Raw genomic sequence first — 15,909 nt, 5'->3', positions numbered from 1 at the left:
AAATGATTGGATATTTAAGTTTACTTATTTTTTTAGTACCACTAAGTTATTTTACGTTTACATCGTCTAAAAAATTGGTGTTATATGTATTATTTATTGGAGGTATTCCTTTAACGACTTTTATGCCTGACCTGATTCTTTTGGGTTTTTTGGGTGGTTTGGCACCTCAGGCAGCATTTTTATTTTTCATAGTGGGTGCTTTAGCTTTTATTATTATGTTTTCTGATGGCATGATGTTAAGGGCTTTATTTAAATTTAAATTTTATGCGCTTTTCATAATATATGTTTTATTTTCACTGACATGGAGTGATAGTTTTATATATGGCTTAAGATTTACAGTCAAAATAATATCTCCTTTCTTATTGTATATGGCTGTAGTGGGATCAATTAAATCAAAAAAAGATTTTCAAAATGTTGAAAAGGTTTTATTGGCATGTGTCATAGTTGTAATACTACTGGCTATAATAAATTTTGCATCTGGAGGGGCAATAGGTGGGGATAAAGTTAAATATAAATGGATTCCTTTAGGTGTTTTTACCGCGCCATACATGAGTCCAGCTAATTTTTCTTTTTTTATCTCAATAGGCGCAATATTTTCCATAGGTAACTATTTTTACTATAGGCAAACAAAATATCTCATTGTCTTCTTAGTGCTAGCTGCTATTGTTTTTGCTGCTTTTACCAGAATATCAATGGCAGGTTTGGTTTTTGCAAGTGGTATATGCATGTTTATTTTAATTAAAAATAAATTTGTTAAATATGTGTTTCCATTAGTTGTTGTATTTGGTTTTATATTAATGCTTTTTACTGTGGATAAGTTTAGAGACAGAATGTTTTATAATGCCGATGAGTTTGACTTTTCAGAAGCAATTGAAAGTCCTGAAAAATTTGAAAAGAACTTTGATACTTCAGGTCGAATATTTCTCTGGTCAAAAGTTTTAGAGCATTATGAAGAGTCCAACGGTTTTATTGGGGGTGGGGTTGGTTCATTAGATATGCTGATGGATAAGGAGTTTAAGTCTTTAGAGCTTCATTCAGAATATTTGAGATTGTATCTAGATTTGGGTGTTATTGGTTTAGTATTGTATTTATTAGGTCTGTTACAAATTATTCTTAAACTCTTAAAAGTTTCTAAACAGAATAATGTTAGTAAAATGTATTCAGCTATTGCAATCGGCGGAATTGGTTTTTATCTGATTACTTTGTTTACAGACAATTCTTTAAATTATGTTACAGAATTTGGACATTATGTATATGCACTTATCGGGCTCGCTATATCGTCAAGTATTCATTTAAGTGATGAAGATAAAGAGCCAAATAATGTAATAGAAAAAGTAGAAACTGGTGGACAAAATGAAAAATTTGATAGTGTGAGACTGAGATAAGTTAATATATCGATTTTATATGAAATACATGGGTAAATTGTATGCTTTGTATATAATATATTTTTAAAGTTTGATATTGTACCGCGAGCTTTATTATTAACAAAAGACATGTTTTTATGTAGTTATATTATAATATACTTATTGATTTGAGTTTGTTACGAAGTAATGTTTTAAATTTGGTAGAAGTTATATGAAAGTATTACTAGCCCATTGCTATTATAGGTCTAGTGCACCTAGTGGTGAAGATTCAGTTTTTAGGAGTGAAAAAGAGCTTTTAGAAATAAACAAAGTAGAAGTTATTCCTTATGAGAAATATAATGATGATGTAAAGATATCTACAATTTTTGATAGTGTTAATACGGCTATCAATACTATTTGGTCATCTTCTAGTTATAGTGAATTAGTAGGTCTTATTAAAAAGCACTCCCCAGATGTTGTGCATTTTCATAATACATTTCCACAACTTTCACCTAGTGTATATAAAGCTTGTTATGATAATAATGTAGCTGTGGTTCAAACATTACATAATTATCGTCTAGTTTGTCCGGGTGGTATGCTGTTACGAAATGCAAATTCATGCGAATTATGTCTAGATGGCTCAAAATTTCCTACACCATCTATTAAGCATAAGTGTTACCGTAATTCAATTACAGCAACTTTACCCTTAGCTTTAATGATTGCTAGAAATAGATTTAATGGGGCATACAATAAATACGTTAATCGTTATATTGCACTGACTCAGTTCGCGAAAGATAGATTTATTCGAGGTGCTCTTTTAGAGAGTAAATTGACCATTAAACCTAATTTTCTCGGAGTTAATACTGAATTATGTGTTGAAAAAGAAAATTATGTTGTTTTTGTTGGTCGGCTAAGTGAGGAAAAAGGTATTAAAACACTTATTCACGCCTGGTCTGAAATTAATAATGTTAAGTTAAAAGTTCTTGGTGATGGACATTTAAGAGAGAGTCTTGAGGAAGAAGTTAGAGCTAAAAAGAGTAATGTAGAGTTTTTAGGTTTTTGTTCTCAACAGGAGTTGTTAGAGGTTATCAAAAGAGCCTCCCTTCAAATTATTCCATCAGAATGTTATGAAGGTTTTCCAGTGTCAGTGTTAGAGGCTTTTTCATGTGGTACACCTGTGATAGCTTCTTGTCTTGGGAGCTTGCAAGAAATCATTGATGATGAAGAAACAGGGGTTTTATTTGAGCCTAAAAACGAGAAAGATTTAGTTGAAAAAATAAAAGGTTTACTTGCAGATACTGCAAAAAGAACCAGATTGGCTTTAAATGCAAGATCTGTGTTTGACAAAAAATATTCACAAGATATTAACTTTAAAATTTTAATGGATATTTACAATGATGCTATATCTGATATGAAAAACTCTAAGCATTAATTATATACGGTAAAAAAATATTTATTATTTTTACTATTTAAAAATTCGGGGCGTGGTAGATTTATGGGTATTAATGTAGACATTCTTGGTTATCAAACTAGTGCCTCTGGTGTGAAAGGCGATGTTGAAACAACCTGGGACTTAATTAAATCTGGGTCAAAAGGGAGTTATATAGCGTGTACTAATCCGCACTCACTTGTAGTAGCTAAAACTGATTCTTACTTTAGTGAATCGTTACAAAATGCAAATATTCTATTACCTGATGGTATTGGTATAGTGCTTGCTGCAAAAATACTAGGTATTAACTTAACTGAACGAGTAGCTGGTTCTGATTTGTTTCTTGGCTTATCACATAAAGCAAATTCATCAGATGGATTAAAGTATTTTTTTCTTGGTTCTACAGAAGAAGTATTGAGTAAAATAACTGATCGAATGGCTAAAGAATTTCCTAATATTGAAGTTTGCGGTACTTTATCACCACCTTTCAAGCAAGAGTTTTCTGATAGCGATAATCTAGCAATGATTGAGCAGATAAATAAAGCTAAACCAGATGTACTATGGGTTGGTATGACAGCTCCTAAACAAGAAAAATGGATATTTCAAAATAAAGATAAATTAGAAGTTCCGATTATGGGGGCTATTGGTGCGGTGTTTGATTTTTATGCAGGAACGGTTAAGCGCTCTCCTGAGTGGGCGTGTAAAATGGGATTGGAATGGCTGCCACGTTTAGTGCGTGAGCCTCGTCGTTTATTTAGAAGAAATTTCATATCTAGCCCCTTATTCTTGCTTATGATATTAAAATCTAAATTTGGCTTAATGAAAGGTTAATAGTAGTGAAAGTTATGTTAGACAAAAAAGATATTCAAATATTAAGAGAAGGACCTGTATTTATATTTTTTGGTGTTTTGATATTGGCAACATTGATATTCATATATCAGGAAGGCTTATCTTATATGGTGGAAATGTGGGATGCTAAAGAAGAGTATGGACATGGTTATATCATTCCTTTTATTACATTATTTTTGATTTGGCAAAAAAGTGACAAGCTTGAGTTAATGACTTTTAAAGGATCCTGGGCGGGTCTTATTGTCGTTATATTTGGTTTAATATTGTTTTATATGGGCGAGTTAAGCTCAATATATACGGTGATTCAATACGCCTTCATAATTGCATTATTTGGCGTTATTTTATCTGTAATGGGAGGATCTGCGTTTAAAATTATTTTTGTTCCCCTTATTATTTTATTGTTTATGATACCGTTACCTAATTTCATTCTTCATAATTTATCTTCACAGCTTCAATTAATATCATCACTAATTGGTGTAGCTGTTATACGGTTGTTTGATATTAGTGTATATCTCGAAGGAAATGTAATCGATTTAGGTGTATACAAACTTCAGGTGGTTGAAGCTTGTAGTGGTTTGAATTACCTGTTTCCTTTAATGACTTTAGCGTTTATTTCGGCATATTTCTTCACGGGTACTATCTGGAAAAAAAGTATAATTTTCTTGTCATCTATTCCAATAACAATTTTGATGAATAGTTTCCGAATAGGAGCAATAGGTGTAACAGTTGAATACTGGGGCCCTGAAATGGCAGAAGGTTTCCTGCATGACTTTGAAGGCTGGGTAGTATTTATGAGCTGCATTGCTATTCTTATTGGTGAAATGTGGTTGTTAGCTCAAGTAGGCAAAGATAAGTTGCCATTGCGTGAGGCCTTTGGTCTCGATTTTCCTGCGATTACACCTAAAGATACAAAAATTGTCTATCGTGATATTCCGAAACCTTTTTATGCATCTTTAGGGGTTATATTAATAGTGGCGGTGAGTGTGTTTGCTTTACCTGATCAGGTTGAAATTGAGCCGGAACGCAAGCAGTATGCTGAGTTTCCTCTTGAATTTGATGGTTGGCAGGGTAGTGCTGGTTATTTAGAACAAATTTATATTGATGTTTTAAAGCTTAATGATTATGTAATGAATGATTATCAGGGTGAGGATGGTGGGGCAGTTAATTTCTATTCAGCATATTATTCTTCTCAAAAGAAAGGTGCATCTGCTCATTCACCACGTTCGTGTATTCCTGGCGGTGGTTGGCGTATTGCCAGCCTTACGCAGCACAGTATTGAAGGTGCAGAAATTAGTGGAGTTCTACTAGAAGTAAACCGTCTTGTCATTCAAAAAGATGAAACCAGGCAATTGGTTTATTACTGGTTTCAGCAGCGTGGTCGTATCATAACTAACGAATATATGATGAAGTGGTGGCTTTTCTGGGATTCGATGAATATGCATCGAACCGATGGTGCACTGATGCGTTTAGTTACAATATTAAAGCCAGGGCAGGATATATCTATCGCAGATAAACGATTGCAGGACTTTAGTCGTAAAATATCACCGATCATTCCAGAATTTATACCAGGTAAATAATCGCTTTTAATATGTTATTTATTTTTGCATTTATTATTTCACTGGTAGTAACCATGATTTTAATTCCACCTGTTATGAAGTGGGCGGATAAAATAGGTGCTATTGATATACCTGATGCGCGTAAAGTGCATACGCAGGCAATACCACGTGTAGGTGGTATTGCTATGGTAGCGGGTAGTGTTATCTCTATTTTATTACTGGCGGAATTAAATCAGCAACTCATTGCAATTCTGGTTGGCTTTATAGTTATATGGGCTTTTGGTTTATGGGATGACAAGTGTGATTTAAATTATAAAATTAAATTTTTAGGTCAGTTGCTTGCTGTTATTATTGTTGTGATCTGGGGTGATGTGGTTGTTCGCACTTTTCCATTCATAGACGAACATCTGCCTTATTACTTTGCTATTCCTCTAACTATTTTTGCTTTAGTAGGTATAACAAATGCTATTAATCTTTCTGATGGTTTAGATGGTTTAGCTGGAGGGACATCATTAATAACAATTAGTATTATTGCATTGTTAGCCTTTGATGCTAACAGTGAAATTGTTGTACTTATTTCTATGGCTGTGGCGGGTTCTATACTGGGTTTTTTAAGGCATAATACATATCCAGCTCAATTATTTATGGGTGATACAGGAAGTCAGTTTTTAGGATTTAGTCTTGGTGTATTAGTTATTATTCTTTCTCAATCGGTTAACTCAGCAATGAGCCCTCTAATTCCGTTATTTATTCTTGGTTTGCCGATACTAGATACTATGGCGGTTATGGTTCAGCGTTTATATGAAAGGCGCTCTCCTTTTTCACCTGATAAAAATCATATCCATCATAAGTTGCTTGATATAGGCTTTGATCAATATGAGGCTGTTTTCGTAATATACTTACTACAGAGTGTTCTTATAGCTGTAGCATATTTTATGCTGTATGAATCTGATGCTGTTTTGTTATTAATATATGCAATAACCAGTTTTTTCGTATTAGGTTTTTTTCATTATGCACGTATCTCGAAATGGAAACTTCATGCAAGTGGTTTATCAGAATCATCCATATTAAGAGGGTTTATTTGCTATATGCTTAAGAAGGGGTGGTTGACAACAATTCCTACGTTAGTGCTAAAGTTTTTAGTCCCATTTCTGTTGCTTATTGCTGCTTTTCTAGCGACGGATATTCAGCGGGATATGTCTATACTATCTTCTTTTCTCTTAATAATTATAATGGCTTCAATTTTATTAAAGGTTGCTAGTGTAGAGATAATTGAAAAGGCAGTTGTTTATATTGTTGCTGTAATGGCGGTCTATCTAATGTCAATAAATAATAGTGAATTAGTTAATTACAATATAGTTAATATATTATTTGTATTGCTTGTGGTTGCATTTGTATTAAGAGTGCATTTTGCCTATGAAAATACATTTCAAATTACACCCTTAGATTATCTTGTAATTATTTTGGTAATAATTGTGCCCAACCTCCCAGAAGCCCATCTTGAAGATAGCGGAATTGGTGAAATGGCAGTAAAGTTAGTTATTCTATTTTATGCTAGTGAAGCCGTGATGGGGCTTAGAAAGAGTAATTGGGACTTAATACGTTTTGGTACAATAGGGACTTTAGTAGTTATGGCTATCAGAGGTTTTTGATTCTAGATTATAAATGTCGAATAAAATATTATATTCATGTTGTTATTGGTTTCTCATTGATATTTTATAAAATAATAAGGTCAAATAGTGTAAGGTGAAGTTCATAAAAAATAGATTGTGTAAAAATGAAGTTTATAATAGCGATGAATAAGTACATAAATATTATTATTTCAACAGAAAAAATACGATAGAACATTACTCATATTAAGTAGTTGTTCTGAAAACATAAATTAAATATATGGCAGGATACTGTTAATGAAACAACTTTTTACAGAATTAACGAAATTAACTGTGACATCAATTTTAGTGGTTTCACTATATGCATGTGGTGGAGCGGAAGAACGTAAGATTAAATATTTAGAAAAGGGTAAAGCGTACCTGGCAGAAAAAAATTATAAAAAAGCAAAAGTTGAAATAAAAAATGTACTGCAGATTGATCCAAAATTTGCGGAAGCTTACTTTCTTCTTGGTAAAGTAGAAGAAAGTAAAATGGAACTTATTAAAGCAATTGGGAATTACCAAAAGGCTATAGAACTTAATCCAGAACTAAATCAGGCAAAAATAAATACAGCCAGAATATATGTAATAGCAGGTACTGATCATACAATAAAAGAAGCAATGCGGCTTCTAGATGAAGTGAAAAAAACTGAACCAGAAAATATTGAAGCCAGCTTGATTGCCGCTACATTAGAGTATAAAGTGGGATCGAAAGAGAAAGCTACAAAATCATTGGAATTAATTGTTGATAAAGATATTACTCTAGTTGATGGGGCGTTATTACTAGCGAATATTTATATTAAAAATAAACAATATGATAAGGCAAAAAGTTTACTAATTAAATCGTCAGAGAACAATCCAAAAGATATAAAAATACGTATGAGATTGGCAGAATTATATGCTAATGGGCTTAAAGATGCGGTTTCTAGTGAAAGAGTTTTAAAGGAACTTGTTGAAATTGATCCTGAAAATTTCACATTAACAGTAGCTCTTTCAGGTTTTTACGCACGAACAGATCAAATTGATAAGGCTGAGGTTATTCTTAAAAATGCGATAAAACAAGATGACGATGATGTGAGGCGTTATTTGATGCTGATTGAACTGCTGGCATCAAGAAAAGGCACAAATATCGCAGAGCGTGAATTATTAAAAGCCATTGATTCGAAACCAGAGTTATATAGCTTAAGATTTTCATTAATAAAATTTTATAATTCTATTGGTAGAGCTAGTGAAGCTAAAGCTGTTTTAAAACAAATTATTGGTGAAAAAGGCTTTGATGTTGAGGGCACTAAAGCTAGGAATGAACTAGCGAGAATTCTACTTAATGAAGGAGATAAGCTGGGTGCAAGTGTGTATTTGAAAGAGGTTATTACTGAGTACCCAAGTAATAATGATGCTTTGTTACTGAGTGGGAAGATTTCTCTAGCAAATCAAGATCCGGTTTCTGCAATTAATGGTTTGCGTACCGTTGTTAAAAATAATCCTAAAAATTCTGAGGCAGCTTTATTGCTTGCTAAAGCCCATGAAATTAATGCTGAGAGTTCGCTAGCTGAAGAAGTGTTAAAGAGATCAATTGAATCAAATCCAGTTAATGATATTACCCATGCAAACTATGCACGTTACCTTGTAAGTAAAGGGCGTATCGATGAGGCTGTTAATGTAGTTGATAAAGCTATGGTTTATTTTAAAGAAAGTTATGACTTATTATCTATAAAATTAAAAATTGCAGGTTCTCAAGGTAAGAAATTAGAAGTACAGTCCATCTTAGATTTAATGGAGGTAGCCGATTCATCAAAAGCAGATGTAAATCTTATAAAAGGTAAAATTCAGTTATCAAAAGGTAATATGGATAAGGCTATCGAAGAGTTTGAAAAGGCTTTTGAAAAGTCAGTTGATAAATTTAAACCACTCGAACTTATAGTTAAAACATATGTATATAATAAACAAAATAATAAAGCGCTTACACGGTTACAAAAGCAATTGGAGATTAACCCTAATGATGCTGTTTCAAACCAATTGCTTGGACAAGTGTATTTGTCGCAGAATAAAGTGAATGATGCGAGAGCGAAATTCAAGATTGCAATACAAGATTCGAGTTCATGGATGGTGCCTTACTCTAGCCTAGCATCAACATATATTAGTGAAAAAGATTTTGAAAAGGCCGTTGAGGTTTATCAAAATGCTATTACTAAAATGTTAAATAAATCGACAGCGCAAATACAACTAGCGGGACTTTATGAGCTTCAAAAAGATTTTGTAAAGGCTATGGAAATATACAAACAAATTCTTGTTGATAATCCTACTAATAAATTAGCAGCTAACAACTATGCATCTTTATTGCTTGATCATGGGAATCAGTCGGATTATGTAAAAGCACTAGATTTATCTGAGTCTTTTGAAAAAAATCAACAATCTGCGCTTCAAGATACTTTAGCTTGGGCATATGCTAAAACAGGAAAAAATGCTAAAGCAGTCGAAATTCTTAAACCAATAGTTGAAAAGTCACCTAAGATTGCTGTGTTTAGATATCATTTAGGTTATGCCTTATATCATATGGGCGATAAGGCAGCAGCTAAATCACACTTAGAAATCGCTGCATCAAGTGAGCAGGAGTTTGTAGGGAGGGATGAAGCTACAAAACTATTGAAGTCAATTTAACCGCTATTGATAGGTCTTCTGTGAGGTAATCAAACGAAAGTGATAATCTCACGGAAGATCTATTTGCTGATTGTATTTAAAACAGCGAGCGTAAATTGTACTATTATAAGTGTACGTAATTACGAGAAACTCCCGAATCCTTAATGTATATTGAAGTCATCAGTTTTGGTATTTCTACCGCTCTATTTTTAATATTAGGGCTGGTAATGCTCACAGGGCAGCGTGATAATCTGCCAAAAACTATGTTGGCGGTGGCTTCTCTTGCTAGTGCTGTCTGGTCTGGTGCTGTAACTTATCTTGCTGCATATGGAAGTTCACTCAACTCTAGTTTTTTACTTGAAACCACTCTTTTACTTGAATTGTTCCGTTCGTTAGCCTGGTTTGCATTCTTACTGGTTATGCTACGTACAGCATACAAATCCTCTGATCAGGTAAATAAAAACTTTAAAATTACCTTTGCTGGTTTAAGTATTTTCATTCTTGGTTTAATGCTTCTGGTGCTTTATCGTGTGGCAGGTGGTTCATTCTTCGAGTTAATAGCGGGTAATGATGTATTAATAGGGCATTTGCTTATTTCTATAGGCGGTATTGTTATCATCGAACAACTCTATCGCAACACGTCTGAAGAGCATCGCTGGGCCCTGAAATATTTATGGATAGGCATAGGTGGTATGTTTGCTTATGATTTTTATCTTTACTCCGATGCATTCCTTTTTCAACGTATAGATAATGAGCTCTGGAATGCGCGTGGTTTTATTCATGCGATGGTTGTACCGTTAATTGCGGTGGCAATCAAACGTGAAATGCGTTGGTCAATTGGTGATGATTCAATTGATATCTTCCTGTCCCGACGTATGGTTTTTCATACCACTACTTTATTAGGTGCGGGTGCCTACCTTATATTTATCGGTTTTGGTGGTTATTATGTTCGTGATATGGGTGGAGAATGGGGGGCTGTTGCGCAGGCAACCTTTTTATTTGCAGCAGTGATGATTTTAGCTGTATTGCTATTTTCTGGGAGAATTCGAGCTCGTTTGAAAGTCGGCATTGATAAGCACTTTTTTCACTATAAATATGATTATCGTGAAGAATGGCTGAGAATTATCCGTACATTATCATCACATGATAAATCCATTCGTTTACATGAGAGAGCCATTCGTGCTCTGGCTCAAATCATTGATAGCCCGGGTGGCTTATTGGTTATGGAGAGAGAAAATGGTTGTTTTGAATCAGATGAGCGCTGGAACTATAGAAGTATAAGTGTGCGTGAGCCTGCAGATTCAGCTTTTATTAAATTCCTTTCAGAGCAGCAGTTTGTAATTAGTCTTGATGAGTATAACAATGATCCGGATATGTATACCAGACTAGGTCCGTTGGAGATACCTGAGTGGATTTCTGGCAATAAGGATGCCTGGTTAGTCGTACCTCTCATGTTGCAGGATCATATGATGGGTTTTGTCGTTTTATTACGTTCACCTGCACATGAACGTTACTTTAACTGGGAAGATAGTGACCTGTTAAAAACAGCTGGTCGTCAGGCGGCAAGTCATCTGGCTCAATACGATGCGGCCCAGGCATTAGTCAGTGCTAAAAGGTTTGAAGAAGTAAACAGGCTCTCTGCATTTATCGTTCATGATGTTAAAAATATGGTTGGACAGCTTTCAATGGTGGTTTCTAATGCGGCCAAACATAAAAGCAATCCGATGTTTATTGATGATGCCATTATCACTGTGGAAAATTCAGTGAATAAAATGAATAAACTCCTCGTGCGTCTACGAGGCGGCGGTGAATCTGATGGGTATGGTCCTGTTGGTTTATGCGCGTTGCTGGAAGATAGTATTCGTAACTGTACTAAAGCTGGAACCTTGCCAATTCCTGTTTTAAATTGTTTAAATCAGAATGTACAGGTAACTGCAGATAAAGATCGTATGTCAGCAAATATTGCCCATATTATTCAAAATGCACAGGATGCAACGAATGAAAAGGACAGTATTACAGTGAGATTAAGCAAGCAAGGCAATTTTGCTATTATAGAAGTTGAAGATACGGGAGAAGGTATGGATGAAGCTTTTATCCACGATCGTCTATTCCAGCCTTTTGAGTCGACTAAAGGAACGATGGGTATTGGTGTGTTTCAAGTACGTGAATACGTGCATAAGTTAGGTGGTCAGCTAGATGTTGAGAGCCAGATAGGTCAGGGCACTATATTCCGTTTGCATATCCCCTTGAGCCAGTCTCAGGAAACCACAAGTCACCCGCAAGTTGTACATTTAAATGAACATGAGAAGCGTAAGCGTTAATGACAAATCCTAAAATACTAATTGTTGATGATGATGAGGGAATGCGAACACAACTTAAATGGGGGCTTGAGGGTTATGATGTCATTACCGCAGATTCACGCCTGCATGCAATAGAACAGTTTGAGCTTCATCACCCACCATTAGTGACACTTGACTTAGGTTTGCCTCCAGATGCTGAAGGCACTACGGAAGGTTTTGCTACGCTTAAAGAAATTTTACAAAAAGCGCCTGATACAAAGATTGTTATTGTTTCTGGCTCAGAAGGTGTGGGTAATGCAGAATTAGCAAGAAGTAATGGTGCTTTTGAGTATTATCCTAAACCTGTAGAGTTAGATCGTTTGCAGCGAGTTATTGAGCAGGCATATGCTGATTATCAGGCAAACTCAAATAAGTAACATATTCAGGTAACTTCACCAATATGATTAATTTGGTAGAATTTATTAGAATATACTCAACCATCAGTTATTGTACCCCACTTACCAGGTAAAAAATGGATATAAAAATAGTAAAAAAAACCGACAATTTTAACTTGATTACACAAAATATCTGTTGCAGAATCAATGATTCAGTTAAATATGTGAATAGCGATATAAATGGAAAGCACTAAAAAAATTCTTGTTGTAGAAGATGATCCCGGTTTGCAAAAACAAATGAAATGGAGCTTTGACGATTTTGAAGTTTTTGTTGCTGGTGATAGAAAAGAAGCGTTAAAGATAATCGCCAAAGAGCATCCATCTGTTGCAACAGTTGATTTAGGTTTGCCCCCTGACCCGGAAGGTTCAACAGAAGGTCTGGCAACCGTTGAAGATATTTTAGCAGCTGCACCTAATACAAAAGTAATAGTTGTGAGTGGTAATGATGAGCGATCAAATGCTGTTCAGGCTGTTGCATCAGGTGCTTATGATTTTTACCAGAAACCGATTGATTCTGAATTATTAAATCAAATTGTTACCCGTGCCCACCATGTTTTTGAGTTAGAAGAAGAAAATCGCAGATTAACCATGGAGCACATTGATGTTTCTATGGAAGGTATGATCGCGAACAGTCCGCAAATGCAGACTGTTTGTCAGCGTGTTGAAAAAGTAGCCCCCTCTGATGCTACCGTACTGTTACTTGGTGATAGTGGTACAGGTAAAGAGGTTTGCGCCCGAGCACTTCATGGCAAAAACCCGTCCATTAGCGGTCGTTTTGTTGCAATCAATTGTGCAGCCATTCCAGAAAACCTGCTCGAAAGTGAATTATTTGGTTATGAAAAAGGTGCGTTTACGGGCGCAACGAAAACAACACCAGGTAAAATTGAGTATGCAGAAGGTGGTACTTTATTTCTGGATGAAATGGGTGAATTACCCATGTCACTACAGGCAAAATTGTTACGATTTTTACAGGAGCGTGTAGTTGAACGTATAGGGGGGCGTGAAGAAATTGCGGTAAATGTACGAGTCATCTGTGCAACCCACCAGGATCTAGAAGATAAAATAGAAAAGAAAGAATTTCGTGAAGATCTGTATTATCGTATCAATGAAATTCCAATTAATATCCCCCCATTGAAGGACAGGGATGGGGATGTACTGCTTTTAGCTCGATCTTTTTTTGATCAAATAAATTTGGAACAGGGTAAAAAATTAAAAGGATTTACTAAAGATGCACTAACTGCCCTAGATGCACACAAATGGCCCGGTAATGTACGAGAGCTTAAAAATAGAATTAAACGTGCAGTGATAATGGCTGATGGTAAACATATTACAGCAGTTGATTTGGAGTTAACCCCTGCTGAAGATTCTAATGAAGTTAATTCATTTGATTTGCGTGAAGTTAGAGTAGCTGTTGAGCGACAGGTTATCACTAAAGCATTGAATCATACCAATGGAAAGGTTTCACCGGCGGCAGAGTTGTTAGGTGTAAGTCGTCCTACACTTTATGATTTGATACAAAAATTAGGCATAAATGTGTAAGTATTTATTTGTTTCCCAGTCAATGATATGTCTCTGCTTCATTATGTAATTTGTTGTAGGGGAAGGCTGTTTTTTAGCAATGTCGAATCAGCTTTAAAAAAGATGAATTCTCTATCTCAAATTCAACACCTCTAACTATAAACAACAGTTTTGATTGTTACTTTAATAGTTCCAGCGTATAAATTAATCCTTTATTAAATAGTTTAAAATTTTTTGTAATTTTAATGAGTTTATTATGGGTATAAACTATATTTTTTCTGTATTCGGTTTACTTTATTAGAGTTAAATAATATATCATTAAAAATTTCAAGTAGCCTAATTTAAATCGCTTAAAGTTATGTTTAAAATAGATGGGTGTAAACATGAATAATTGATTACTAATATTTATAATATTTCCGGAATTTGATGTCTATCAATATATCAAGCATAATTTGTTATTGTTAATAAATTATAAAGTATTGGATTGTTTTTTAGGGTATATGTGTATGGATATAATTAAAGATCCACAAACTAAATAATTGTCATTTATAGAGAAGAATAATGAGTCAAAACTTATCAATGTTATTTTCAGTCCCATTATGGACGTTTAAAGCAGAAAGTCCTTTAGTGCTAAATAAACAGTTGCTTCAGGCAGTTAAAGAAGAAAAGAAAATGGATTCTGGTGTGTCAATATCAAATCGGGGTGGCTGGCAGAGTCATGGTAAGTTGCATTTTAAAGAAGAGTTTAAAAATCTTGTAGACCTTATAAATGAACATTTATTGCAGGTGGGTAAAGATTATGGTTTTGGTGCAATGTCATCAAAACTTAAAGTGACGTCTATGTGGGCAAATATTAATGATAAAGCTTGTTCAAATGCAATGCACTCTCATCAATCGCCTGTAGGCATGCCAAATCCATTGGTTATCAGTGGGTGTTATTATGTTAAAGTTCCTAAAAATAGTGGTCAGTTTGTATTAGAAGACTTTTCGCGTCCTATGCGTTATTTACAATTGCCGTTTCAGGAACAGAATTTAATGAACTCATATACAATAAAAGTACCACCAAAAGAAGGCAGCGTGCTTTTTTTCCCTGCGTGGATGGAGCATAGTGTAGAGGCCAATCATTCTAATGAGGAAAGAGTGTCTATCGCTTTTAATGTGGCTCTTATTAATCAACCGATGCAGAAGAAGCTGTAGATGTTAAATAAAAAATTGGATTTAGAAGCGATAAAAGATCAGTTCAATAATCAAGGTTATGTTGCTATTGAAAATATTTTAGAAGATGGATATGTGAAGCGTATAGCGCAATCTATTTATAAAGAAATAACATGGGAGCTATGTTATTTATCTGAGAATGGACCCGTATCCATTAGTGCAGAAGAGCTATCTAAATATACTCCTCAGCAGTCTTCTCAATTGAATCAAAATATAATGGCCATGGCACAGAAAGGCTTTTCGTATTTCTATTATCGATCAGATCTAGTTAATTCAACGAATAAAGTGCTTCAAGAATTTTATCAAGATTTACGTGGAGAAGAGTTCTTAAATTTTTGCCGAAATGTTACTGGCGAATTAACTATTAATAACTTAAATGGACAGTTGGCCAGTTTTTCACCTGGATGTTTTTTGAGAAAGCATACAGATAAAACAGACAAGGAAAAGCGTGCGGCGGCCTATGTTTTTAACTTTACACCGATTTGGAATAATGATTGGGGTGGTCTGCTACATATGTTGGATGGAGAGCAAACAATTTTGGATATCATAGAGCCATTTTTCAATTCGCTTACAATTTTTAAAGTTCCTGCATTGCATTACGTTTCTCAGGTTGCTAATTATGCAAGAGGAAAGCGTTATACAGCAACAGGCTGGTTGTTAATGGAATAATGGAGGCTACCTTCTGTTTGCTGTAGTTTTTGAGGTTTTTATTTTCTCATGCTGAAAATGCTCTTGATTAAAATTTAAGGTGCCTGTCACAATATAATTCGTTATTGTGAATTAGACGCAGGATAAAATCATAGGTTCTGTATAAGAAAAGTAATTCACTGTAATACTTCAAGAAAGATTTCAAAAGTTAAAGTTTGTGCTTAAATATTAAAATGAATACCTATATTGGTCTTGTTTTTATTTGCTAATTTGTATTTATATGAATATTTTTGCATATCAATAGTTAAAGTATCTTGGTGTTTTTTATTTA

At 34.4% G+C, this 15,909-nt stretch carries 11 protein-coding genes; all 11 read left to right on the top strand.

The window, feature by feature from the left end:
- Window positions 1-2 precede the first annotated feature (2 nt).
- Window positions 3-1,385 carry a hypothetical protein gene (locus tag DIZ80_12965; protein ID RDH81027.1) on the top strand — a complete coding sequence of 461 codons (1,383 nt, stop codon included), beginning with the start codon at window positions 3-5 and terminating at the stop codon, window positions 1,383-1,385.
- A gap of 190 nt (window positions 1,386-1,575) precedes the next feature.
- On the top strand, window positions 1,576-2,775 hold the full coding sequence (locus DIZ80_12960; protein RDH81026.1) for a glycosyl transferase family 1: 1,200 nt from the start codon (window positions 1,576-1,578) through the stop codon (window positions 2,773-2,775).
- A 63-nt stretch (window positions 2,776-2,838) separates the two neighbouring features.
- Window positions 2,839-3,603 carry a glycosyltransferase gene (locus DIZ80_12955; protein ID RDH81025.1) on the top strand — a complete coding sequence of 255 codons (765 nt, stop codon included), beginning with the start codon at window positions 2,839-2,841 and terminating at the stop codon, window positions 3,601-3,603.
- Window positions 3,604-3,617: 14 nt separating this feature from the next.
- Window positions 3,618-5,198, top strand: a complete 1,581-nt coding sequence (locus DIZ80_12950; protein RDH81678.1) for a VPLPA-CTERM-specific exosortase XrtD — start codon at window positions 3,618-3,620, stop codon at window positions 5,196-5,198.
- An 11-nt stretch (window positions 5,199-5,209) separates the two neighbouring features.
- On the top strand, window positions 5,210-6,829 hold the full coding sequence (locus DIZ80_12945; GenBank protein RDH81024.1) for a hypothetical protein: 1,620 nt from the start codon (window positions 5,210-5,212) through the stop codon (window positions 6,827-6,829).
- A gap of 255 nt (window positions 6,830-7,084) precedes the next feature.
- A complete protein-coding gene (locus DIZ80_12940) occupies window positions 7,085-9,484 on the top strand; it encodes a hypothetical protein (GenBank protein ID RDH81023.1) in 2,400 nt (799 codons plus the stop codon).
- A gap of 143 nt (window positions 9,485-9,627) precedes the next feature.
- A complete protein-coding gene (prsK, locus tag DIZ80_12935) occupies window positions 9,628-11,784 on the top strand; it encodes a PEP-CTERM system histidine kinase PrsK (GenBank protein RDH81022.1) in 2,157 nt (718 codons plus the stop codon).
- Window positions 11,784-12,179: a hypothetical protein gene (locus tag DIZ80_12930; GenBank protein ID RDH81021.1), complete on the top strand. Its 396-nt coding sequence runs from the start codon at window positions 11,784-11,786 to the stop codon at window positions 12,177-12,179. Before prsK ends, DIZ80_12930 begins: the two co-directional genes overlap by 1 nt.
- A 198-nt stretch (window positions 12,180-12,377) precedes the next feature.
- Window positions 12,378-13,736 carry a PEP-CTERM-box response regulator transcription factor gene (gene prsR / locus DIZ80_12925; protein RDH81020.1) on the top strand — a complete coding sequence of 453 codons (1,359 nt, stop codon included), beginning with the start codon at window positions 12,378-12,380 and terminating at the stop codon, window positions 13,734-13,736.
- 540 nt (window positions 13,737-14,276) lie between these two features.
- Window positions 14,277-14,912 carry a hypothetical protein gene (locus DIZ80_12920; protein RDH81019.1) on the top strand — a complete coding sequence of 212 codons (636 nt, stop codon included), beginning with the start codon at window positions 14,277-14,279 and terminating at the stop codon, window positions 14,910-14,912.
- The gene (locus DIZ80_12915) at window positions 14,913-15,599 is read left to right on the top strand and encodes a hypothetical protein (GenBank protein ID RDH81018.1); all 687 of its coding nucleotides are present in this window, start codon (window positions 14,913-14,915) and stop codon (window positions 15,597-15,599) included. It abuts the gene before it with no gap.
- The last annotated feature ends 310 nt before the right edge of the window (window positions 15,600-15,909 follow it).

The sequence above is a fragment of the endosymbiont of Galathealinum brachiosum genome (assembly GCA_003349885.1).
Classification (GTDB): Bacteria; Pseudomonadota; Gammaproteobacteria; order SZUA-229; family SZUA-229; genus SZUA-229.
The sequence above is the reverse complement of the archived record's forward strand: the minus strand, read 5'-3'. Positions and strand labels throughout refer to the sequence as shown.